20 protein-coding genes are annotated in these 24,050 nt (G+C 49.0%); 8 read left to right on the top strand and 12 right to left on the bottom strand.

What is annotated here, in order from left to right:
• Nucleotides 1-102 precede the first annotated feature (102 nt).
• From EKM73_RS03725 to EKM73_RS03715, 3 genes are all read right to left on the bottom strand, one after another.
• Nucleotides 103-789: an endonuclease III domain-containing protein gene (locus EKM73_RS03725; protein WP_225421264.1), complete on the bottom strand. Its 687-nt coding sequence runs from the start codon at nt 787-789 to the stop codon at nt 103-105.
• 205 nt (nt 790-994) lie between these two features.
• The gene (locus tag EKM73_RS03720) at nt 995-2,248 is read right to left on the bottom strand and encodes an RNA-guided endonuclease InsQ/TnpB family protein (protein ID WP_125700643.1); all 1,254 of its coding nucleotides are present in this window, start codon (nt 2,246-2,248) and stop codon (nt 995-997) included.
• Nucleotides 2,249-2,532: 284 nt separating this feature from the next.
• Nucleotides 2,533-2,778, bottom strand: coding sequence for a hypothetical protein (locus EKM73_RS03715; protein ID WP_020089441.1), 246 nt, complete (start codon nt 2,776-2,778; stop codon nt 2,533-2,535).
• Between the two features lie 592 nt (nt 2,779-3,370).
• Here EKM73_RS03715 and EKM73_RS03710 point away from each other — a divergent pair.
• The 3 genes from EKM73_RS03710 (at nt 3,371) to EKM73_RS03700 (ending at nt 7,083) form a co-directional block, all read left to right on the top strand.
• A complete protein-coding gene (locus EKM73_RS03710) occupies nt 3,371-4,105 on the top strand; it encodes a gamma-glutamyl-gamma-aminobutyrate hydrolase family protein (RefSeq protein WP_125700642.1) in 735 nt (244 codons plus the stop codon).
• Between the two features lie 69 nt (nt 4,106-4,174).
• A complete protein-coding gene (locus EKM73_RS03705) occupies nt 4,175-4,831 on the top strand; it encodes a YczE/YyaS/YitT family protein (protein ID WP_125700641.1) in 657 nt (218 codons plus the stop codon).
• A gap of 431 nt (nt 4,832-5,262) precedes the next feature.
• Nucleotides 5,263-7,083, top strand: a complete 1,821-nt coding sequence (locus EKM73_RS03700; RefSeq protein WP_225421263.1) for a DUF5776 domain-containing protein — start codon at nt 5,263-5,265, stop codon at nt 7,081-7,083.
• A 294-nt stretch (nt 7,084-7,377) separates the two neighbouring features.
• Here the strand turns inward: EKM73_RS03700 and EKM73_RS03695 are convergent, their stop codons facing one another.
• Together EKM73_RS03695 and EKM73_RS03690 are read right to left on the bottom strand one after the other, a co-directional pair.
• Nucleotides 7,378-9,225, bottom strand: coding sequence for a S53 family peptidase (locus EKM73_RS03695; RefSeq protein WP_125700639.1), 1,848 nt, complete (start codon nt 9,223-9,225; stop codon nt 7,378-7,380).
• A 186-nt stretch (nt 9,226-9,411) separates the two neighbouring features.
• Nucleotides 9,412-10,299 carry an alpha/beta hydrolase fold domain-containing protein gene (locus EKM73_RS03690; RefSeq protein ID WP_125700638.1) on the bottom strand — a complete coding sequence of 296 codons (888 nt, stop codon included), beginning with the start codon at nt 10,297-10,299 and terminating at the stop codon, nt 9,412-9,414.
• Nucleotides 10,300-10,462: 163 nt separating this feature from the next.
• Here EKM73_RS03690 and EKM73_RS03685 point away from each other — a divergent pair, with 163 nt between their 5' ends.
• Both EKM73_RS03685 and EKM73_RS03680 read left to right on the top strand, forming a co-directional pair.
• Entirely contained in the window at nt 10,463-11,257 is a 795-nt protein-coding gene (locus EKM73_RS03685) for a tyrosine-protein phosphatase (protein ID WP_125700637.1), read from the top strand.
• 424 nt (nt 11,258-11,681) lie between these two features.
• Nucleotides 11,682-12,623, top strand: coding sequence for an alpha/beta hydrolase (locus EKM73_RS03680; RefSeq protein ID WP_125700636.1), 942 nt, complete (start codon nt 11,682-11,684; stop codon nt 12,621-12,623).
• A gap of 316 nt (nt 12,624-12,939) precedes the next feature.
• Here EKM73_RS03680 and EKM73_RS03675 read toward each other — a convergent pair whose 3' ends face one another.
• Both EKM73_RS03675 and purB read right to left on the bottom strand, forming a co-directional pair.
• Complete coding sequence (locus tag EKM73_RS03675; RefSeq protein ID WP_125700635.1) at nt 12,940-13,170, bottom strand: hypothetical protein; 231 nt, start codon at nt 13,168-13,170, stop codon at nt 12,940-12,942.
• Between the two features lie 26 nt (nt 13,171-13,196).
• Nucleotides 13,197-14,492 (bottom strand): adenylosuccinate lyase, encoded by a 1,296-nt coding sequence (gene purB / locus EKM73_RS03670; RefSeq protein WP_125700634.1) that lies wholly within the window; start codon nt 14,490-14,492, stop codon nt 13,197-13,199.
• A 273-nt stretch (nt 14,493-14,765) separates the two neighbouring features.
• Between purB and EKM73_RS03665 the strand changes: the two genes are divergently transcribed.
• Nucleotides 14,766-16,052 carry an adenylosuccinate synthase gene (locus tag EKM73_RS03665; RefSeq protein WP_125700633.1) on the top strand — a complete coding sequence of 429 codons (1,287 nt, stop codon included), beginning with the start codon at nt 14,766-14,768 and terminating at the stop codon, nt 16,050-16,052.
• A gap of 24 nt (nt 16,053-16,076) precedes the next feature.
• Nucleotides 16,077-17,063, top strand: coding sequence for a GMP reductase (locus EKM73_RS03660; RefSeq protein WP_125700632.1), 987 nt, complete (start codon nt 16,077-16,079; stop codon nt 17,061-17,063).
• A gap of 389 nt (nt 17,064-17,452) precedes the next feature.
• Here EKM73_RS03660 and EKM73_RS03655 read toward each other — a convergent pair whose 3' ends face one another.
• From EKM73_RS03655 to EKM73_RS03645, 3 genes are all read right to left on the bottom strand, one after another.
• On the bottom strand, nt 17,453-17,884 hold the full coding sequence (locus tag EKM73_RS03655; RefSeq protein ID WP_125700631.1) for a universal stress protein: 432 nt from the start codon (nt 17,882-17,884) through the stop codon (nt 17,453-17,455).
• 179 nt (nt 17,885-18,063) lie between these two features.
• Complete coding sequence (locus EKM73_RS03650; RefSeq protein ID WP_125700630.1) at nt 18,064-18,495, bottom strand: universal stress protein; 432 nt, start codon at nt 18,493-18,495, stop codon at nt 18,064-18,066.
• A gap of 3 nt (nt 18,496-18,498) precedes the next feature.
• Nucleotides 18,499-20,082 carry an Nramp family divalent metal transporter gene (locus EKM73_RS03645; protein ID WP_125700629.1) on the bottom strand — a complete coding sequence of 528 codons (1,584 nt, stop codon included), beginning with the start codon at nt 20,080-20,082 and terminating at the stop codon, nt 18,499-18,501.
• A gap of 398 nt (nt 20,083-20,480) precedes the next feature.
• Here EKM73_RS03645 and EKM73_RS03640 point away from each other — a divergent pair, with 398 nt between their 5' ends.
• The gene (locus EKM73_RS03640) at nt 20,481-21,128 is read left to right on the top strand and encodes a metal-dependent transcriptional regulator (RefSeq protein ID WP_125700628.1); all 648 of its coding nucleotides are present in this window, start codon (nt 20,481-20,483) and stop codon (nt 21,126-21,128) included.
• Nucleotides 21,129-21,561: 433 nt separating this feature from the next.
• Here the strand turns inward: EKM73_RS03640 and nhaC are convergent, their stop codons facing one another.
• Entirely contained in the window at nt 21,562-23,019 is a 1,458-nt protein-coding gene (gene nhaC, locus EKM73_RS03635; protein ID WP_125700627.1) for a Na+/H+ antiporter NhaC, read from the bottom strand.
• Nucleotides 23,020-23,373: 354 nt separating this feature from the next.
• On the bottom strand, nt 23,374-23,904 hold the full coding sequence (locus EKM73_RS03630; protein ID WP_125700626.1) for a GNAT family N-acetyltransferase: 531 nt from the start codon (nt 23,902-23,904) through the stop codon (nt 23,374-23,376).
• Nucleotides 23,905-24,050 lie beyond the last annotated feature (146 nt).

Here is a 24,050-nt window from a genome sequence, read left to right as displayed (position 1 = left end):
CACTATCCTATCAATCCTGACGTGAATCCAACCGCAACTCACCGGCCCTACAGCTTCACATAGATTTAAACCCAGATAACCTTCAACCTCATGTCAGTCATTCTAAATCATCAGTTGTTTTCCGGCCAGAAATGATTGGTCAAAATCAGTATCGTTTTTGACTTGCTTGCCGAACTCGTCGATCAGGGCGTGGAACTCCTGGTAGTCGGCCAGACCGAAGTCGAGTCGACCCATGACTTTCTTCTGGAATGCTGGGTACGTCTTGGGCATGGTCACACCCAACCAGCCGAATAGTCGCCGCGCATAGGTGTCGACCATGAAGGTGCCGTGATCCAACGTGTACATCAGGATGTAATCGGCGGTCTCGTTGCCGATACCCGTAATACTGAGCAGTTCGGCACGTAGACTGGCCCCATCGCGTTGTTTCAACGCAACTAAGTCGTCATTGGCCCCGCCTAACCAGGTTGCCAACGCAAGAATCGCCTCACTCTTCCGTTGGTAGAACCCGCTGCTGCGAATCACCGGAATCAACGTATCCGGCGTGTATTCCCGCAATTTGGCTGGGTCGAATCCCGTCTGAGTCTTGAGGGCGATCAATGATGGTTCCACGTTGCGCCAGTTGGTGTTCTGGACCAGAATCGCGCCCAACATAATTTCAATCGGCGTTTCGGCCCACGGCGTACCGGGCTTCAACCAGGGTTGCGGCCCCATCTCCCTCGCCATCGTGCGATACAGTTCTTCTAGCGTCACATTGTCTGCCTCCAATTCTGTCAAATCAATCCTATCCATTCTACCGAAACTAGCCGCAATCCGCCAGCGAGCCCTCTTTTAATGGTAGTCAACCACGCCCGTTTAAAAACGGACGCTTGTGAGAACCACACCCCACGGCATGGTGACCACAATTTGCTTAGATACAGCGCTAACCTACGCATAGGACTTATCCGCTAATTACCAAAGCCTTTTAGGTCCGCAGGTTGCCAGGCGGACTCATTTCTTACAGGGTTGCTAAACCCTTAGCTAAAATATTTTCAGCTGCGTTATGATCACGCATATGAAACGTATCACATCTGGGACACGTCCACTTGCGATCAGCTAACGTCAACTTGTTCTTACCAGTCATGATGTGCCCACAATGGCTACAAGTTTGCGTGGTATTTCGAGGGTTGACAGTCAAGAATTTCCGGCCGTACAAATCAGCTTTGTAGGACAGCATGTTCAATAGTGTTCGCCAGCCAACATCCGAGATACTCATTGCCAAAGCATGGTCCCGCAACATATTTTTACCCCGCAGTTCTTCAGCTACGACTAAATCGTGGTTTTTGATCAAGGCCGTAGAGATGTGGTGTAGGAAATTCTTGCGTTGATTAGCGACTTTAAGCTGTAGCTTAGCCACTAATGACCGTTGCTTTTGATAATTCTTTGATTCTGATAAGCGTCGTTGGCTCTTTTTAGCTCGTCTGGCCCGCCGTGACAGCTTCCGCTGAGCTTTAGCTAATTTTCCGCTAATAGTCCGGTAGTAACGTGGATTGTCAACCATTTGTCCATTGGAGTCCGTCAGAAAATTATCAAGGTTCAAATCGATGCCAACTTTAAACTTAATGACTGGTTTCTCAGAAACGAAGGGGTACTCCGAACCCATCTGCAGGGAAACGAAGTAATGGCCAACAGCATCCATCGAAACTGTCGTGGTCCCGATTCTAATATCATCGGCCTGATCCAAAATTTTCGATGGTAACCCCTTGAAACGGAGATGCCCTAGCTTGGGTAGTTGTAGGTGATGGGTATCATTTAGTCTTACGCTACCATTACGCATGGTTGGCACTGTCACCTTAGCACTGTAAAGACAAGACGTTTGATAAGTCTGGGTATAACCACGTTTATGAAATTTAGGAGTTCCCGCCTGATGGACCTGGTGGAATAGCTTCCAGGCAGTCTTGTAATTCTTAATGGCATTAGCTTTCATCAGACTGTCAAAGTCCGGGTGATTGAGCCAACCATGAATGTTGGAGATAGCAGTTGATGGCTTTCTTAGACGTTCAGTCAGATCAGCGATCCGATCCAAGACAATTGTAATTGGAATCTTCACTTGCTTTAACCAGAACAATTCATTATTCATGCCGTTCATCTGATTATAAATAAATCGACTGGCGTCACTGTTACGCCTAATCAACCGTTTTTGTTCGGTTGAAGGAAAGACTCTAACTTTAACCCCATAATGATAAGGTAATTGGGCCATTGTCTTCGCCATAAGCTACCACCTCCTCTTGCTTGATAGGAGCATAGCATATGGGCATACTGTATCCATAACAAAACGGCTTATAATAATATTTATGGAGGTAACGTATGAGCAAGGAAATCGTAGAAAACTACATTGCCAGTCAGCGAAGGGCATAGCAGCATTCATCCCTTGTTTGAAAGCAAGGGGATTCTGCCTAATTTATATTAAAAAGAGCTTGAGGTCAGCCCCCAAGCTCCGGTAAGTCTAAAATTCGTTGCGCCCTATTCACTACCATAACCGCGAATATGTAAAGATTAAACCCGTTTGATGACTAAGCGGATATCGCCTTCGCCTTCAGGATTCAACTCTTCTTTGTACTGGAAGTTAGCGCTTTCGAAATACTTCTTGATTTCGTCGTTTAACTCCTCGATGGGCCGAACATCCTTATCTTGACGTTGCAGTAAAAGCGTGTATTCCTTTGAATCCTCATCGACGTTTTCAAAGCTGTAAAGAACCGCTTCAGAATTCAAAATCTCTTGAATCACTTGTCGTTCTGTCATCATGTTTACCTCGCTTTATTTTTTTGTCTACTATCCTATTGTAGGGTTATTCAAAATAATTGTGAATTATTTTGTCAAAGTATTTTCCACAGATTGGGTAGCGTTTCCAAATCAGTTAACTTAAGGCTTTCAATGCCCAGCCGACGACCGCAAATAACTCGCTGAATATCGTTACCAGCACCTGATTGAATCCCCAGTTTCCACCCAATCCCAACATTCCTATGCCCCAACTTAGCCAGAACCTCCAATTCGCCAAATAAGCGTGACAAAGGTTCAACACCACGGGTATACTGGGCAGTATCATCATATTGATTTCCATAAGATATGACCAATTACTAGAAATTCACTGCGGGTTAACACCGTGTCAGCCGTGAGGGTGGCGAAAATAAGCTCAGCTGTGGGAATTGTCTTAGTGGCGGTCTTAGCCGCTTAGACAATTGGTGATGTTGAAACTCGGTCTTAGAGGTTCAACATCAAGCTGGGAGACCGCTCTTTGGCTCCCAGCGTCCGCCCTAGCGTTCCAGTTTATTTTCGCCACCCGGCAAGGCCACGGACTTAACCCGCAATGAAGAAATTGAAAGGAAGCGACGCTATGCGCCCACGCATTGCTTTACCCGCCGACACCCTCGACGAGGCCACCAATATCATTAACGAACGGAACGCTGCTTTTGCGCCACGCCCCGCAGTGGAGGCCATCGTCAAGGCTGGCGGCCTGCCGGTTATCTTACCCAGCGTCGATCCAACCGATGTTGCCGAATACTTGCCCCTCTTTGACGGGGTGCTCTTCCTCGGTGGTGCCGACGTCGACCCGACGTTCTTCAATGAAGAACCCCACATCCGGTTAGGCAAGACCTACCGTAAACGCGACCTGTTTGAAGTCGAATTACTGAAGCAGGCCGTTGCCAACAACAAGGCCATTCTCGGTATCTGCCGCGGCTTACAGCTGATCAACGTTGGTCTGGGGGGCACCTTGTATCAGGATCTCAGTGAAGATAAGACTGCCTACATCAAACACAGCCAGGCGGCCATGGGCAACCAACCCAGTCACCACATCACGGTCACACCCGGTAGCATGTTGAGCACGTTGGTCGGTCCCCGGCCCTACGTCAACTCGCGGCACCATCAAGCCGTCAAGGACGTCGCGCCCAGCTTGCAAGCGACCGCTACGGCTGATGATCAAGTCGTCGAGGCCTTGGAGTCTCCCAACAGCGACCAGATTTTGGCTGTCCAGTGGCACCCTGAGAACATGTATAAACATCACGAAGAGTCACGTCAGATCTTCGCAAACTTTGTCCAGCGGGCGGCCAAGCGCACAACGACTTTGTGAAAAGACTTCCCATTGCAGACAAATTAAACTACACTAGAGGGTATATGAAAGAAAGCAGGGTGACGGAAAGTGGCGAAAATGCAAGACTTTGGACAACGCATGCGTTTTTTGGTGTTCTCCATCTTTTTAAACTCCGCCGCTAACGCCTTAACCATTTCGACCAACCTTGGGAGTGCCGTCTGGACTGGTTCATCCGTCAACCTGGCGAATTGGATTCACGTGCCCCTGGGGACGACGCTGTTTGGTTACGGGATTATCGTCACCATCATGAACCAGCTGTTTCTGGGTCACTTCGACCGCAAGCGGTTCGTGTCTAACATTCTCTATATCATCCCCTTCAGTTACCTGGTCGAATGGATCGGCTACTTCTGGAATTGGATCGGGGTCAACACGCTGAATCTGACCGGCCGCGTGATTGTCGATATCATTGGCCTCTTCGGGGTGGCAGCCGCCGTGTCCATCTACCAGCGTTGCAATATCATCATGCATCCCAACGATGACCTAGCTTATATTCTGCGGTTCCGCTTCCTGAAGGGTTCCGCCGTCATTGCCCAGTGGACGAGCTACATTCCACCAGTCACCATCATCGTGTTGTCCTACATCTTCACGGGCCAGTTACATGCCATCGGTTTCGGGACGGTGTTGGCCCTGGTTGCTCAGGGTGCCGTCATGGGCTGGTCAGACTATCACGTCTTTCCAAAGTTGAAGCACCACGTAGATGTTTAAATTATTTTACAAATTAAAAATATTTTTTTCGAACTATCCGAGGTTAGAACCCTATCGTCCTAACCTCTTTTTAATACTCAAAATGAGGGTAACCAATCATTATCGGTGGCATAGGTCATCATCCCCTGAAACCATTTCCATGTGAGACAAACCCTATTTAAATTGCTTGATATAACAAGTTTTCTAACCAAAAAAATTTTAAAATGATCATCGGATGAACGATTTCCGTGTTCATCATTCAACTGATTACCACTTTTTAGTTGTTTTGTGCAACTGACATTTTATCTATTATTCATCTCATTATATTTTAAAGTAGTCCGCTTTCATCATTATTACAAAGGCATTTCTGCTCTTATATTATAACTATAATTATGGTATACTGCTCTCCAATGAGTAAGTAAAAAGTATATGGGGTGATTTAAATGCTTAAAATGACTAGAAAAATTACAATTGCCGGTCTAGCACTGATTCTCTTTGGGGGAGTTGTCAGTCCCAGTGTCGTTCACGCTGATAGTACCGGAACAACAGATAATGCGACCGCAGCCACGACTAAGGCTAACGATTCTGCAGAAACCACGATTAAGATTGGCTCAATTGGAATGCCCTATACCCTAATTAGTGATAAGGATGGTAATACGAAATATTACACCTATCCCAATGCACCTACTGTGCTAACTGCCACAGAAATTAATAATGATGAGTTTATGAATAACATCCTGGCTGATTATCCTAATATCTCTATAGACCAAAGTTCACTTCAACAAATTCTTGAAACGCCTGTTACTATCAACTTAAATGAATCCTATCTCGATTACATGTATGACGCCTATGGCGCGGCAGAGGGACTTACAAAAGATGAGCTACGCAATGGACTAGTTCTACAAGCATACGCGGTAACATGGCTTGCTAGTCACGTTGCGCAAAAAAGTGCAGGAAAAATCACCTTTGATCAGCTCCAATCCGACTACCAAAACTCACTTCAAAAGAAGCTGGCTTCCTCTGCACTCACTGCAGGGACTTTATCAATGACAGATAAAATGTTCGCAGACGAACCGACTTATGACGCTGTGGGAGGGATCGTCTATGCTAGCTTAGTCGGTAATTCCGCCTTAAGTAACTATTCGGATGCTAAATTAATGACGCTTGATTCTGACGCCTCTTATCGCCAAATGGTCTCACTGCTCAACAAGCCAATGTCCGACTACTATATCAAACAAGCAGATGGTACTTACCAAATGAGTGGTCTACTTCTAAATGGTCTGCAGGCCTACAGCTTCTGGTTTGAGGAAAAGCCATCCATTCCCGACCCAACACCAACACCCACGCCTAGCGCCAGCCAACCCGTTACTGTCCACTACGTCGATGACCAAGGTAACACACTGAAACCAGACAAGACGCTAACGGGTAAGCTTGGGGACAGCTACAAGACTGAACCGCTCGACATCGATGGCTACGGTTTGACCAACACCACCGGTGACGAGACAGGAACCTTTAGCAATACTGCTAAATCCGTGACCTACACCTACGCTCCGGTTATTACCAGCGGTGGTGGCAATGATACCATTGCACCTGAAGGAACCGTTATTTACGCCACGAAGAAGATTGGTCTCTACAAGCATGCCACCTTCACCAACAAGGCGCGCAAGCAATGGTACGCTAAGAAAGCGCGGATCAACCGGCCAATGTTCGTCGTAACCGGCTACGCCAAGTCCAAGAACGGCGTCAAGCGTTACCAAGTCAAGGACGTCAACCACCACAGCAAGACTAACGGTAAGACCGGTTACGTCACGGCCAACGCGAAGTACACCAGCCGCGTTTACTACGCCACTAAGCACAAGACGATTACTGTGATTAATCCTAAGGGGGTCAACGCCTACAGCAAGAAGACTCTGACCAACAAGAAGGCCCACTACAAGCAAGGCCAAGTTCTAAAAGTTAAGAAGATCGTGAACCAAAACCTAACGACCCGTTTCGTCTTAAGCAACGGTCGTTACATTACTGCCAACAAGATGCTCATTCAGTCCGGCAAGCAAACGATGCCTAAGCGCGTTCAGACTAAAACTGGTTTGAACCGTTACAGCACAGCCAACCTGACGAAGCAGAACAAACACGTCTCCGCTCACGCCATTCTCAAAGTGACTGGTTGGACTTACTCCAACGCCAATAACTTTAGTAAGAGTGACACGTTGCGCTACCAAGTTGCCGGTGGCTACATCACTGGAAACAAACAATTAGTTCGCGTGTTTAAATAGAAGTTTAGATGTGAAGAACCGCCTCCCGAATGGATTGGGAGGCGGTTCTTTTTGGGTTTGGTTTAATATGATTTGGTTTGGAGATTGGGGCTGGGTTCTTTGTAGGTAATTGCTTGGCCTCTATACTTGCAGTGAGATCACGGCCGCTTAGGGACTTTCGCACCCTTTTCACATTGCCGAAACGTGCTCCACAAGGCAGGTCCCTGCGCTTAACCCCAATAAGGAAAAATCCAGGCCCGGGATTTTGCCCTTATTGACGTTAATGCTCAGGACCTAATCGCCTTGTTCCGCACTCTATTTATACTCCCCTGCCAACTTCCCAAAATCAACCGTCCCCAACCCCGCGGCTTGATTGTACGTCTTACCAGGTTGGCCAACGTAATAGAGATTGCCGTTGTTGGTTGAAGCATCTAGCGGGGTGAATGGCGACTGCGACGTCTGGGCTAGCTTGTAGATCTGTGGATTCCATAGTCCCATGCGCTTGCTGCGATTACTGTTGATGACCGCCGTCATGGCCGCAAACTGCGGCGCTACCACGCTAGTGCCACCAATGACATCCCAGCCATCTGCACGCGTGTAGGAATCGTAACCCGTCAATGGGTCCGCATCCGCCACAACATCCGGATAGTTTCGGCCGCTTGCCCTGCCCTGAATCAGACTCGCATTCAGGTTAGGTAGACCGCTCGCCGTCAGATATTGCCGCGCGTTGTAGGTGTTTACCCCGGAGACGCCCTTTTGGTATTTCGGCGTGCCGTAGAGTGTGGAAATTCCACCGCCACTGCCGGCTTGGAGCATCCCCATCAACTCGTCATTCTTCGTGAAGAACGCCTGGTCCTTCTGGTAGGCTGCGAAGAGGTAATCGCCACCCCAGGTCCGTTCCCGATCAATCTTGACCGTGATACCGTTGGCCAGCGTTCCTTCAACGGGAAGCGTCGTCCCACCGGTCGCGGTGACCCACGGGTTATTTGCTGGGAAGTTGGCGTAAATGCCTTCGGTGGTTGAACCGTCACGTTGCAAGCTTTCACCATAGGCTCCAGTATCACCGGACGCCGCAAAGGTTGAAATTCCTTGCGTCGCCCCCTGCGCAAGTAGCGTACTCATAATGCTCCCGTAAAGCGGCGTCAGGAGATGATATTTGTTCAGACTCTGAAGCACGCCTTCCGACAGCCCCCAACTCAATGATAACGAGCTGGCCTTGTTCTCCGCAAAGGCGCTGGCAAAGGAATTGATCCAACCAACATCACTCAAAGATGCCGTATACACGCGAATCTTAGTCTTTGGCGCAATCGCCCCCGCCTGTTCAACGTCCAATGCCGTCTCGGCGTTGCCAGGATCCACGTTACCCCAAACGTTATCGCCACCAGTTGCTTTCACACTGATCCGCGACGCTGAGGAAGAGACGCCCTCAGCCGACCAGAAGTGGGTAATGTCAGATTGGGCCACCTTACTAAAACTAATGATACCAATGGTCTGGCCCTTCCCCTTATTGCCTTGGGTGGCCTTAGTCGTCGCGTTGTATTGCGTCAAGAAGTTCTGCGGTGCACCATCACTCGTAGGCCCATTAGAACTCGTCGACGACGTATCCGCTAAGCTACTGAGCTTGACCATGTTAGTAATCCCCACGACCGCTTCGATAGGTTTGGCCACATTCTTGGGTAATTTGGGGGTCTTCTTAGCATACTGAATCTTTTCGCCGTGGTAACGAGCCGTCTTCAGATTTGTCGCAAACGTCTTATTCACAGCAGAGGCGGAACCCTTCAGTTGCATGATCAGTCCGTTGTTATAGGTCGCCACCTTTAAATGGTGGGCTTTAAAATAGGTGGCCAGCCGTTGCGTCGTGGTCGTAGACTGCCCGAACTCTTGGCGGAATTGCTTGGGCGTCAGGTACTTCTTGAATTGCTTGTTGCCGGTGGTATTGACCGCCAGCGCCGTCGATGTCAGCTTACTCCCATTGCGGGTCTTCAAGACCAAATCCAATGTGATCGTCTTCCCAGCCGACACCTGCTTAACTTGTTTCAAATTACGCAATTCACTCTCACGATAAGGTGTTGCTACCGGGGTGGTCGTCGCGGCCGAAGCCTGCACCCCACCATAACCAGCCAGACCCACTAACAGGCTGGCTAAAATCAATCGTCCCTTCATCCAATCCCTCCTCTAATCACTTACAAGTAGGCTTATTATACCCCGTGGCCATCTGAGTTGCGGGGTCAGATAACAGTGAATGACACAATTAGTTATCCTGTCAAACAGAACCCCCATCCACCTTTTTTCGGGATAAGTAAACGGGCAGCCGCAACCATTTCACGTTGCAACTACCCGTTTTAATGCCTATTCTAGTTCACCGGTTAAGATAAACTGTTTGATTTCTTTGAAAGTCTTTTTTGATTCCGGCAATTCTGGCCACAGAATGTAGTCATGTAGCATCGACTTCATCACGTGGGCCGTGAACGGCGTGCCGCTGGCGGTCTCCAACTTCTGGAGCAGGCGCTGATCATCGGCCCACAACAGTTCATTGGTGCCATAGTACAGCATGATTGGTCCCAAGTCGTCAAAGTTCCCGTAGATGGGACTGACGATGGGGTCCGTCACCGGATGATCACCCGCATAGCGATAGCCAATCTTCTTCAACGTTGCCAAGGTGAGAAACGGATCATGTTTAGCAGCCACGTTGAGATCGGGATTCATCATACTGAGGTCGGTCCACGGCGAGACGAGAATGGTTCCGGCCGGCAATGGTTCTTGGTGTTCCTGCAACTGCTGCAGCACCGTCAACGCCAAGCCACCACCGGCTGAATCCCCCATTAAGAAGAATTGGTCATCCGGATACTGTGCCCGCAGATATTCGTAGGCATTCATCGCAAACGTCACCGTTTGATCTACAGTGGCCTCGGGAACTAACGGGTAATCGACATAGGATACGCGCAGATTAGCTTGCTGGATCATCGCCACCATTAGCTTACGGTGACCTGTTGTGCCTTGCATGGTGTAGGCCCCCCCGTGAAATAAGATCACGTGTTGGGGCAACGGCGCACCGGAACCTGCGGTGAGAATCCGACCGCCAAACACTTCGCGTTCCTTGGTCACGATGGACTCAGGGAATTTCTGGGGTACCACGGCGCGATTCTGCCGACTGGGTTGTAAAAATGCCTGCTGCATCTGCTGCTTGAGCTGACTATGCTGGGTCTTGAAGAGTAACCATTTCCCACGCAAACTCACGACTATCACCCTATCTTTTTGCCTTCTTCATTCTCTTTGCCCTTATGCCAGTATACAGCGTTTCATGAAAAAGCGCTTCCCCCAGAAGCAATTACTAGGTAATTTTTGCAAAAACCGTTAAAATAGAACGCGTAGCAACTGATAGGAAAGGGTGGAAATAGTAATGACAAACAACCGAATTATCGCTGTGACTGGGGGCCTCAACTTCAGAGAATTAGGGGGTTATCCCACGATCGACGGGCACACAGTTAAATGGCATAAACTGATTCGGACTGCCGGTTTGGCTGACCTCACCCCCGCCGATCAACAACACCTCACTGATTACGGTGTCGTGGCTGATGTGGACTTTCGTTCCAAGGACGAACAGCTCCAGTCCCCCGACAAGGTGCCCGCTGGCGTAAACTATCATTTTCTCCCAGTCTTCCCTGCCGATGACGAGACGGACGCCTCTGCTTCACAGGAGCAATTGGAAGAACGTTTCTCAACCGATGACCAGTCTGGCCACGATCACATGCTGGATGTCTACCGGCAGATGATGACGCTCCGCTCCGCCCAGGTTGCCTACCACGACTTCTTTGAAACGTTGCTGGCAAATGACCAACCGGATAAGTCCGTACTATTCCACTGTACGGCTGGCAAGGACCGCACCGGGATGGGCGCCTACTTTGCATTGAGTGCCCTGGGCGTCGATCCTCAGGTGATTCGTCAGGATTATCTGATGACCAATGACGTGATTGCCCCTAAGATTGCGCAGCAGAGTGCGGCGGCCAAGGAACGTGGCTTGAGCCAGACCTTCATCACCAACATGCGCGCGCTCTACACGGTCAGCCCGGATTATTTTGATGCGGCAACTAAGATTGTAAATACCCAATATGGGGGTGCCCAGGACTATTTACGCGATGTGTTGGGTCTCTCTGGTCGTGACATTACCGACCTGAAGCGGCTGTACCTGGACTAAAATTAATTGACAAATCGTTGAATGACTGCCAGACTGACCGTTTATCGGTTAGTCTGGTTTTTAACCACAGTAAACTGTTGAGGTTAGTTTCGCCTGCGGCTGCTAGGGATTCCGCCTGCTGTGGGGACCGGTACAAGCCAAAATGCTGTCTTGTACCTCGACTCGGAGCCGTCAAAATACAGACGTCTCCAAGCTCGTCCCGTGCTCTAACCTGGCTGAGGAACGCCAGATAAGACCACCGACACAGCTGGCTGCATCCCTAGCCTCCTCCGGCTTACGGTATACGTTCAAAGTTTATCGTGGTTAAAGTCCTACTGCCTTCTCTATAGTGGCTTTTTATCAGCTACCTCTTGACCATGATTAGTGACAGCCATATTCAAAAACAAAATCCCAACAATCTCAAAATACGAAAGGACCTGATTAATTGAAGAAGAAAACATTGACCTGGACCCTCCCTCTGGCTGGTATCGCGGCGACCTCGCTGTTTGCCAGTGAACGGCTCTTTAATTTCGCTTTTAAGCGGGTCAATTACGTTCCCGAAACGTCTGCCGATAAGCAAAAATATGCCGATGCCTACTACGCCTACGTGGACTGGTACAAAGCCGTCCCCAAGGAAAAATGGTACCTCCACGAACACGATCCCAAGAACCGGATGGTCGCAGAATACATCCCCGCAGAGACACCGAGTGACAAGACCGTCATCATTTCTCACGGCTACAAGGGCAACGGCGAAACCATGGCGAACTTTGCCCAGATGTATCACCGACTTGGCTTCAACGTGCTCTTACCCGACGATCGCGGTCACGGTGAGAGTGCCGGTAAATACATCAGCTTCGGTTGGCTGGATCGCTTGGACTATCTCCAGTGGATTCAACAGGTCATCGACCGGTCTAACGCCGACGTAAAAATTCTAATGTTTGGCGTCAGCATGGGCGGTGCCACCATGGAAATGTTGTCTGGCGAAAGCCTGCCACCACAGGTCAAGGCCATCATCGCCGACTGTGGCTACTCGAGCATCGAAGCCGAATTAACCTACCTACTCAAACGGCAATTTCATTTGCCAAAATATCCGATTGAACCGCTTGTCAGCACCATTTCCAAGCGGCGGCTGGGTTATTATCTGGGCGACGTGACGGCAACCGATCAACTCAAGAAAAACAAGCGACCAATTCTCTTCATTCACGGCGAAAAGGACGTCTACGTGCCGGTGGGCATGGCCTACGAAAATTACGCGGCAACCCACGCGGCCAAACAGTTGTGGATCGTGAAGAACGCCTCGCATGCCGAGAGTTTCTGGATCAATCCGACCCGCTACCAAACCCACGTGGAAGAGTTTCTGGAGACCTACTTTGACGCAAAGAACTAAAGAAACTTCACACGTTTAGAATTCCTTTAATAAATTGTCAAAAAGTCGTCACAGGTTTCCCCCGTTTCTATTCACAAACTCCGGGTATAGTAATAATCATAGTAATTAGCCAATAACTGTTACTAGTCAAATTCTAGATATCCAATCCCTTTAGATTCTCTCCCCCTAAGAGAATCGCATCCTGGTTAGGTTCCCTCAAGCCTAACCAACTCCTCTAAACTGAGTGTCACTCCCCCTTAAGTGACCTCACTCCTCATAAAAAAGAATCGCACTGCTCTCTCCCCGAGACGGTGCGGTTCTTTTCGTTTACGTTCGTTTATAATCGACCCCACGCCCGATAGAAATCTTGGCGGTGGTGCAGTTCGTCCTCTGGCTCTTGACTGGCAAGCTGTTGTTGAATAGCCGCCCAGCGTGCTTCACTAAGAAGAACGGCGCCCTGTTGCGACCCTGCCTTGGTTTCAATCTTAACGGGTGCCCCCGTGCTGGCTGCCTGCATGAGTGCTTGTAAATTCTGCTGTGCGTCAGTCACTGAATAAGTCGTCTTCATGGTATCCGTTCCCCCTAGGATGTGCGCTAGTCTAAGCCTAACCGGTGGAAAATATAGTCCACCCGACGTAAGTGATAGTGATAGTCAAAGGCATCTTCGATTTGTTCTGGCGTCAACCGTGCCGTAATTTCAGAATTGGCTTCTACCAATGGTCGGAATTGCACCTGTTGGTCCCAGGCCTGTGCCGTTAAGGGTTGCACCAGGTCATAGGCGTCTTCTCGACTGAGTCCCGATTCAATCAACTTCAACAGTAACCGTTGGCTGTAGATTAGACCGTACGTCCGGTTCATGTTAGCCTTCATGGTTTCTGGGAAAACATCCAGATTACTTAAGATCCGGTTAATCCGGTGCAGCATGTAATCCAATAGCGTCGTGCTTTCCGGTAGAATCATCCGTTCGGCCGAGGAGTGGGAAATGTCGCGTTCGTGCCAGAGGCTCACGTCCTCGTACGCCGTGACCATCGTTCCGCGTAAGACTCGCGCCAATCCGGTCACGTTTTCCGAGCCAATCGGATTTCGCTTGTGTGGCATTGCCGAGGATCCCTTTTGTCCAGGATTAAAGTGTTCTTCAACTTCATGAATTTCCGAACGCTGTAAGCCACGAATCTCAGTGGCAATATTTTCCACACTGGTGCCAATCAGCGCCAGCGTCGCCACGTAATCGGCATGCAAGTCTCGCGGAAGCACCTGCGTTGCGATGGGCTGTGGCGTAATGCCGAGTTGGTCGCACACGAACGCTTCCACTTCGGGTGGCACGTTGGCAAAAGTTCCAACGGCCCCACTGATCTTCCCTGTCTCAACCTCGGCAGCTGCCCGGTCAAAACGGACCAAGTTACGTTGCATTTCTTCATAGAAGCGTGCCATCTTCAACCCAAACGTGGTGGGTTCGGCCTGAACCCCATGCGTCCGGCCAATCATGACAGTCTTCTTATACTGCAATGCCAGTGACTTTAAGGTCGCAATCAAATCTGTCAAACTTTGCCGAATCACGACATTGGCCTGCTTGAGTCGATAGCCCTGCGCCGTATCCACGACATCAGTACTCGTCACGCCAAAGTGAATCCACTTCCGTTCGGCCCCTAGTGATTCCGACACGTTACGCGTAAAGGCAACCATGTCGTGATGCGTGACAGCTTCAATCTCGGCAATACGATCCACGTCAAAAGTCGCGTTGGCCCGAATCTTCCAGGCATCTTCAGCGGGAACCTCTCCCAATTGTGCCCAGGCTTCATCAATGGCGATTTCAACCGCCAGCCAGGACTTGTATTGATTTTCTAGTGACCAGATCTGACCCATTTCCGGTCGGGTATAACGTTCTAACATGCGTTTCCTCCTATAAATACGGACTAAAACCCGAACATTATTTAAATTATAGCTTATGTTGCTCCGCAAGTAATCATACCATAGATTATCCCATTTTAGCTAGTCATTTTGAATGCAACTAGGGGATAATTAGTTTTATATAGAAATAAGTAGAACTTTATTGAATATAAATATAAAAATAGTTCGTTTTTCGGTTGCTTTTTAATTCCGAACTTGTTACACTTATTCTTGCTGGGTGTTCGGCCTAGCAAAATAAAGTAATGAGGTGTTGTTATGTCATCAACAGTAGTAGTTGGTAGCCAATGGGGCGACGAAGGTAAAGGAAAGATCACGGATTTTCTGAGTGAGAAGGCTGATGTCATTGCCCGCTACCAAGGTGGTGACAACGCCGGTCATACTATTGTCTTCAATGGTCAAACGTTTAAACTGCGACTGATTCCTTCAGGGATCTTCTACGCCGACAAGACCAGTGTCATCGGTAACGGTGTCGTCTTGAACCCCCAATCATTGGTTCAAGAACTCGAATATCTGCATGAAAACGGCGTAGCCACGGATAATCTCCGGATTTCCGACCGAGCTCACGTGATTCTGCCTTACCACATCTTGCTGGATCAAGCGCAAGAAAAGATGAAGGAAAATAAAATCGGGACGACCAACAAGGGTATCGGTCCCGCCTACATGGATAAGGCTGAACGTATCGGTATCCGGGTGGCCGACCTGCTCGACCACGATATCTTTGCCGACAAGCTCCGGCAAAACTTAATTGAAAAGAACAATGTCTTAACGAAACTCTACAATGAAGAACCGTTAGACTTTAATGAAATTTTTGAAAAATACTACGCACTCGGTCAACAGATCAAAGCTCACGTGACTGACACGTCCGTTGTCATCAACGACGCTTTAGATGCCGGCAAGAACGTGCTGTTCGAAGGTGCCCAGGGTGTCATGTTGGACATCGACCACGGAACGTATCCCTTCGTCACGTCATCGAATCCCGTTGCTGGTGGGGTAACCATCGGTGCTGGTGTGGGGCCAACCAAGATCGACCACGTTGTCGGTGTCTGCAAGGCTTACACGTCTCGCGTCGGCGATGGCCCATTCCCAACTGAATTATTTGATGAGATTGGTGATACCATCCGCGAGACCGGCCACGAATATGGGACCGTTACCAAGCGTCCCCGTCGAATCGGTTGGTTTGACAGTGTTGTCCTGCGTCACGCCAAGCGGGTTTCCGGCTTGACCAGCCTATCCTTAAACTGTCTGGACGTCCTGACTGGTCTGGAAACCGTCAAGATCTGCAAAGCTTACGAACTCAATGGTGAAACCATCTACCATTACCCAGCTAGTCTGGTCGATCTCGATGCTTGCCAACCTATTTACGAAGAATTCCCAGGTTGGACTGAAAACATCACGCACTGCCACTCAGTAGAAGACCTGCCCGTTAACGCCCAAAACTACGTCAAGCGCTTGGCTGAATTGGTCGGCGTCGATATCGCGACCCTTTCCGTCGGCCCTGACCGCGAACAAACGAACATTTTGCAAGACGTCTGGAACGCCTAATTCACGAACGAGGAGTGACCTTACATGCATCCTGCTGAAGTATTTGATTACGAAGATATCCAACTGATTCCCAACAAATGTATCATTGAAAGCCGTCACGAGGCCGATACGAGCATCGAATTTGGCCCCCACCGCTTCAAGATTCCCGTGGTCCCTGCCAACATGGAAACGGTCATCAACGAACCATTGGCCGTCTGGCTTGCCCAAAACGACTACTTCTACGTCATGCACCGTTTCCAACCCCAGGAACGTCGGGGCTTCATCGAACGGATGCACGAGAAATCACTATTTGCTTCCATTAGTGTCGGGGTCAAAGCCGACGAACATGCCTTTATCGACGAACTGGCTGCCGCTAATTTAGTTCCCGAATATATCACGATTGATATTGCCCACGGCCACAGCGATGCCGTGATTCGCATGATCAAGCAGATCAAGGATAAGCTCCCTGACAGCTTCGTCATTGCCGGTAACGTAGGCACGCCTGAAGCCGTCCGTGAACTCGAAAACGCTGGTGCTGACGCTACCAAAGTTGGCATTGGCCCGGGTAAGGCCTGCATCACCAAGCTCAAGACTGGCTTTGGGACCGGGGGCTGGCAACTGGCCGCCCTGCGGCTCTGTGCCAAGGCTGCCCGGAAGCCAATCATCGCCGATGGTGGAATTCGTTACAACGGTGACATTGCTAAGTCCGTACGTTTCGGCGCCAGCATGGTCATGATCGGTTCAATGCTTGCCGGTCACCAACAATCACCTGGTAGCCTGCTAACCATCGACGGCCGCACCTTCAAGCAATACTGGGGCTCCGCATCCGAGAAACAAAAAGGTGCCTACCGGAACGTTGAAGGTAAGCAGATGTTAGTGCCATTCCGTGGCGACATCGCCGATACACTCAACGCGATGCAAGAAGACCTCCAGTCCTCAATCTCCTACGCCGGTGGCCGCAACTTACTAGACATCCGGACCGTGGACTACGTCATCGTCAAGAGCTCCATCATGAACGGCGATAGCTACTAATCGTTTCACCTAACCCAGTGCTCCAATGAAATACTCTAAAATCACACACAAAGCTACCCCTGAAGACCAGCATCTAACTGATTTTCAGGGGGTAGCTTTTTTACTAGGCACTGTTGCTACTGACGATACATCGCAACCCTCATGACCATCAGCGACAAACGATAGCCGAAGGCGGCCAGAGATGGAACCAGCCGTGCAAATGGTGTTAGGGCGGGTGCTTGGTTCTTCCCGTTCTTACACCATGGGACGAACTTGGAAACTCGCGATTTTGGCGAGGTTTCAAGTCGAGGTCCAAGACCGCTCTTTGGCTTGGACCGGTCCCCACAGCAGGTGGAGTCTCTGGCAGCCATAGGCGACACTTTTACCCAATTTGGTCGCAGGTGGCAAGTCTATCGAACCACTAACACCGATACCGGCGAGTACTTCGCCATATAAGCCGCCTGGCTACCGAAGTGGCGACTAACACCCTTCTTAGCCAGCGACCCCACGATCAACAGGTCCGGGTCCACTGCCGGAATTACGTCCTTAACGATTGTCTCGCCGGGTTCACCCTCGGCCACCATCATGCGAACGTCTGCCACACCAGCCTCACGCGCCTGCTTCTTGTATTCCCGCACGTGATTTTCCAGGTCAGCATATTCACCGTGAATAAAGTCCGTGTCTAACGTCTGATAAATATTCATCTGTTGGTTCTCTAATACCGAGGCAATTACCAACTCCGCGTCATCACGTTTCGCTAAATAAATGGCGTAATCAAATGCTAACAGCGCATCCTTGGAATCATCGACACCAACTAGAATTCGTTTAAACGTGGTCGCCATCAGCCATCCCTCCCTCTAATTAATCTTGTGACTAACTCTCTTATCGCCGCTAGTGTACGCGCATTTACCATTAAGTGACTCATTTTAGGGATATTGTTGCGGGCCAACACCAACCCTAGCCACGAAAAAAGCCGGTAGACCGGGCATAACCGGTCTATCGACTTTGATAAGTCAACTTATTAGCGGATCACTAATACTGAGATTGGTGCGTATTTGGCCATGTAGGCAGCTTGGCTCCCAAAGTGACGCCGAACGCCCTTCTTGGACTCCGAGCCCACGATTAGCAGGTCCGGTTTCACATGAGGAATCACATCTTTGACGATGGTCTCACCGGGATCACCCTCGGCAACGACCATTCGTACCCGCGCGACACCCGCATCGAAAGCCCGCTGTTGATACGTTGCCACGTGTTCTTCCAATTCGCGATGTTCGCCGTGAATGTAATCAGAGTCCAACGCCTGATAAACATTCATATCGTCATTTTCCAATACGGAAACAATGACCAATTCTGCATCGTCTCGCTTCGCCTGATGCGTCGCATAATTAAAGGCTAACAAGGCATCCGCAGAGTCATCGACCCCAACTAAAATCCGTTCAAACGTTTTTGCCATGAGTTAGTCCTCCTTGTGTAGTTGCTGAGCATCAGTAGCGGCCTCAAGCGCCATCCGCTTAGCACTGCGATGCAATTCCCAAACGGTCCAAGCTAGCAATGCAATGATTGCCACATTCAAGGCCCAGGCAATCACATTGGCCATCGTCGTTTGACTAGCAGAAGGCGTATTGCCAAAGAAGGCAACGATTGAAGCTGGCATGTTGTACAAGTTCAAGCCAGTCAGCAAGAGTACTGAGAACCAGCCCAGGCCCTTGATCCACCAAGAATTCTTGAACCGTTTGCCCATTTCCAGTTTACTATCCGTCATCATCAATAACGGTAACATCGAGAATGGCAAAGCAAACGCCAGGAAGACTTGCGAATTGTTCATCAAATCGTTTAACGCTGTGTGTTCATCAATGGCACTCTTGCCACTGGTCAACATGACACAGATCAATACTGGAATAACGGAGATCAACCGGGTAACTAGCCGCCGTAACCATAGTGGCATCCGCATGTGGACGAAACCTTCCATGATAACTTGACCGGTTAAGGTCCCGGTAATCGTGGAGTTTTGCCCAGAAGCCAGTAAGGCAACCGCAAACAGCGTAGAAAGCACACCGGTCTTGGCAACCCCAGCTAACAAGCCATTGCTCATGGTGTTGGTGTCAGACAGCGCTTGGAACAACCCGAAGAAAGAAGGATCCTTGACGGTACCGCTCTTGAAGACGGCAACCCCCATGATCAATAGCAAAGCGTTGACGAAGAAGGCCAACGTCAGTTGAATGTTGGAATCCAAGCTGGCAAACTTCACTGTCCGAGCAACGTCGTCTTCATCCTTGTGATTGATTTGACGCGTTTGTGAAATCGCAGAGTGCAGGTAGAGGTTATGTGGCATAACCGTCGCCCCAATGATTCCCAAAGCCCCACTAATTGGCGTTTGACCACCAATTGTTGGTGATGATGAGATTGTCTTAACGTTAGGAACTAACCCAGCAAAGACACCCATCCAGTCAGGCTTAGATAAAGCCACTTGATAAGCGAAGACTAACAGAATTACCAGAATCAGGCACACAACGATTGCTTCGATCTTCCGGAAGCCAATCTTGGTCAACAGCAATAATAGCAAAACATCAAATACGGTGATAAACACTGAAATGACCAATGGAATGTGGAATAACAGGAATAAAGCAATCGCAGCCCCAATGACTTCGGCAATATCCGTTGCCATGATGGCAAATTCAGTCATGATCCAGAGCACGATCCCCAGTGATTTACTAGTCCGCGCCCGAATTGCCTGCGCCAAGTCCATTTGACTCACGATGCCAAGTTTAGCCGCCATGTATTGTAATAACATCGCGATCAAACTTGAGATCAAGATGATGGACATCAGCAGGTACTGGAAGTTTTGCCCACCGGTAATCGATGTGGACCAGTTCCCGGGATCCATGTACCCCACCGCAACTAATGCGCCAGGCCCAGAGTACATGAACAATGCCTTCCAAAAACTAATATTCTTGGGAACAGCCACGGTACCGTTTATTTCCTCCAATGAACGGCCGTTGGCATATTCAATCAATTTGTGCTTTTTAACAGTGTCACTCATGTTAAAAGCCTCCTCCTCAAAAATTTCTAACGGGTTCATTGTAACGTAAAAGTTAACCTTTGCAAATACTTTTTTAGGCGACCTTAACTTTAATATGCTTGTATATTAAGATATTAATATGGCGATTAAGCGATTTCATCCCCAGCCGATTACCATTTTGAATTTGTATAAGCCGTGACTATATCGTAATAAATGTTTTTTTGGTGTCCCAAACAGTAACAAGGGTAAATGCCCATTATTCAACGTTTTGTCTATAAAATAAAGTAAACTTTCATTGGCCAAATTCTATGATATCTAGAAAAGGTTGCAACCATGACTCAGAACCCTTAAAATTTCATTTGGAGAATATAATTTTTAGGGGCACTTAACTATTACAGAATTAATGGGGAGCTGATTGGATGTTGAACCATCGAAATACCTACTTAAAGATCATTGCTGAGTGTAACTTTGCCCGGCCACGCGTTAGCAATAAACAAATCATTCATTTCGCCAACGTTTCACCGGCTACCGTGACTGAAATGACGCGGTCATTAGAACGCGCCGGGCTCGTCAATCGCCGGCGTTATACTGGCGTCACCCTTACCACTACTGGGGAACAACTCGCTTGTCAACTCCTGCACCACTACCGTCTCTGTGAGACCTTTCTCGTACAGAAACTTCATCTGCCATTGATTGCGGTCCCAGAACAAGCCTGGAGCATGGCAGCCGACCTGAATAGCGAGACAGCGCTGGCACTTAACCACTATCTCAACGATCCACAGCGCAGTCCATTTGGCGGCAGTCTTCGTCCTGACCAGATTCTTAATGACCACCCCATCACGCGTCTAAGCGCTGTTAGTGTGCCGACGACCGTTGTTCTCACCAGTTACTTGGAGTCGGCCGCACTAGTCGATTACCTGCAGCATCTGGGCCTTCCTTTCGGCGTCCCACTTCGAGTCACCAAGGCGGACACCAGTCTCAACCTGCTCTACTTAGAGGATGCCCAGCAACGCGCGTACACCCTCAACGACCAGGCTGCGGACTACATCTACACGAAAAAGGCGTGAGCCACTTTGCTCACGCCTTCCAGAGGATACGATTTATATAACGGTGGTAAAAGTTGTCGCCTGCGGCTGCCAGAAATTCCGTCTGCTGTGGGGACCGCCTACAGCCAAAGTACGGGCTTCCGGCTTGGTTTGAAACCTCGCAAAACCCATGCGAGTTTACAAACGCATCCCATGATGTAATCCCGGGAAGAATCAATCACCCGGGCTAACATCATCGTCACGGCTGACTCCATCTCTGGCCTCCTCCGGCTAAACAAACTGTTTAACCGTAAATATTAATCAACTATCACGGCAGCTCTGTCTACATTCAGTCCGCGACGTCTAGTCGTTCACGGATGCCCACACGTTTGGTAGTACATTGCTGACATGATTTTAAAGATGGAGATTCATATATTCTCAGTTGCAGGCGACTTTATAGCACAGATTCAGTTACTTAGGCACCTTGGCCTTCACGTGCTTGTGTCGCAACGGTTGCGGCAGTTGCACTGCTGTCATCAGCTGATGGCAGGCGCTTCAGCCCAATGCCAGTGAACCCACTGAGGATGGAGAAGATCGGTGACAGGAGACTGAAGAAACAGAATGGCAGGTATGCCAACGTGGAGACACCCAGTGTGTTGGCTGCGAAGACAGCGGCAACACCCCATGGTATCAAGTAGTTAATAACAGTCCCACCATCTTCAAGGACCCGGCTCAAGGCCAAGTTGTCCAAGCCCCGGTCGTTAAAGGTTTGCTTGAAGGCTTTCCCAGGTAAGATAACTGAGAGGTATTGTTCCCCAACGAAGATGTTCACGCCAATCCCGGAAAGAATAGCGGCAGTGACAACGGAACCAGTATTCTTCAGGCGTTGGGCCAATGGCACCATTGCCGTTTGAATAATGTTGAACTTCATCAACAGACCACCTAAAGTCAGCGTCAAGATAATCAGAGAAACTGTAGACATCATGGCGCTAATCCCACCACGAGAGAGTAAAGCATCAACACTGGCATTACCAGTCTTAGAAACGAAACCAGATTCGATCATCGTGGCAACACTGCTCAATGACGTTGATGGCTTTTCGATAAATAACATGACGATCCCTAACCCAACGTTTAACAGTAACGTGGCGATAGCGGGAACCTTCCGCCATGCACAGACGAACATCACGATGATTGGTAAGGCAGCCCACCAGGACACGGAGAAGTTAGTGGTCAAGGTCGCAATGGTCTTGTTAATCTTGCCCATTGCATTAGCATCGGATGAACCCGTCCCTAAGATGAAGTACAGCACCAGAGAAACCAGAAAGGCAGGAATCGTAGACCACATCAAGTTCTTGATATGCGCGAACAATTCGGATTCGGCAATGGCAGAAGCCAGGTTGGTCGAGTCGGACAGTGGTGACGTCTTATCACCGAAGATAGCACCGGAGATGATGGCCCCAGCAACTAATGCGGGGTTAAAGCCCATCGTGGTTCCCATCCCGAACAAGGCAATCCCAATCGTGGAGATAATGGTAAAAGCACTCCCGATAGACGTCCCAACAATAGCACAAACTAAGAAGACGGATGGCACGAACCACTGTGCTGAAATCAAATGGAACCCGAAGACCATCATGGATGGAATAATCCCAGCGGCGATCCAGACACTGATCAACGCCCCAATCAGAATGAAAATGAAGATTGGAATGATCCCGGTTTTAATCCCTTCAATGATCCCATTATGAATGTCATCCCATTCGGCCCCACGAATCTTGGCCCACAGAATAACTAAGGCGATGACCAATAACACTGGCGTCATTGGGGATAAGCCAAACTTGATAACGCCCAAACCCATAATCAATAACATTGCTAACAGAATAATCATTGCTTCGCCAAAACTAACTGGCTTCCATGCTCTCTTGTTTTGTTCTTTCATAAAAATCGCTCCTCTTTGTTTATGCCTGATTTATGTATAAAAAAATCGCCCCCGCTGCAATCAACATTGCAACAGGGACGATTTAGACTTCAACCGTGGTACCACCCAGCTTGAGCCACTGGTTCTAGACCCAGTAACTCCACTCACTAGATGGTAACGGCTCTAGTTATTATCCGCCTGCCGGAGCAGGACATTCCACTGTATTTCATCGTAATCACCCTGATCGGTTCGCAGCAACCACCGACTTTCTGACACACAGATGACACGCTACTTGGTAATGGAAATTAGCGTTCGTTGTTTGATTGATTTGATAATAGCACGATGAGAAAGTATCGTCAACCTCTAATCAAAAATTTATTTTAGTGAGGTTGGATATTCCAGCATCCCACCGACGTGAGCTAACGCCCCAGCCGTCAACGGTTTGATGAGGTGACTTCCCATCGGTACAGCTAGACTATTATGAATTGAAAAATCTTCTGCCATGACATAGCCACGGCCACCAAAGAAATTCATATCGCCCACCACGCTGATAGCCGCAAAGCCAGCCAATCGCGCACGGGATTCCAATTCACTTAGAAGTTGACTTCCAATGGCTTGACCCTGCCACTCTGGCGCAACGGCCAGCGAAGCCAACCCAAGAATCGTGGTCGTATGACGGTTGCCACGAATCGTCACGGGACTCAATAGGCCATGGCCCACAACTTTGTGGATTTCTGGCTTAGCGACAACTTCTAAGCTTGGTTGATAATCGTAGGTCGTCCGTAACCGATGGACCAGATTACCCTCGGTACCGGCACTGGCCTGAGCGGGTGTGAACGCCGCCGTAACCAATTGGTCTACCTGTTTAAAATCTTCCGGTTGAATGGTTTCAAAACTCAAATTCAATTCGTCTACCTCTCATTTCCAAAGCGGTCTGTAACAATACTGTGCTATTATACACGACTCACCATTAAATGCGAAACTTTCCTTTGGTATTGATGGTTTTGTTTACTGAAATTTAAAGGTCAGATACAACTGTGATCTTACTTACG

Source organism: Levilactobacillus fuyuanensis (assembly GCF_003946395.1).
Classification (GTDB): Bacteria; Bacillota; Bacilli; order Lactobacillales; family Lactobacillaceae; genus Levilactobacillus; species Levilactobacillus fuyuanensis.
This window is presented reverse-complemented; position numbering and strand designations above follow the sequence as displayed.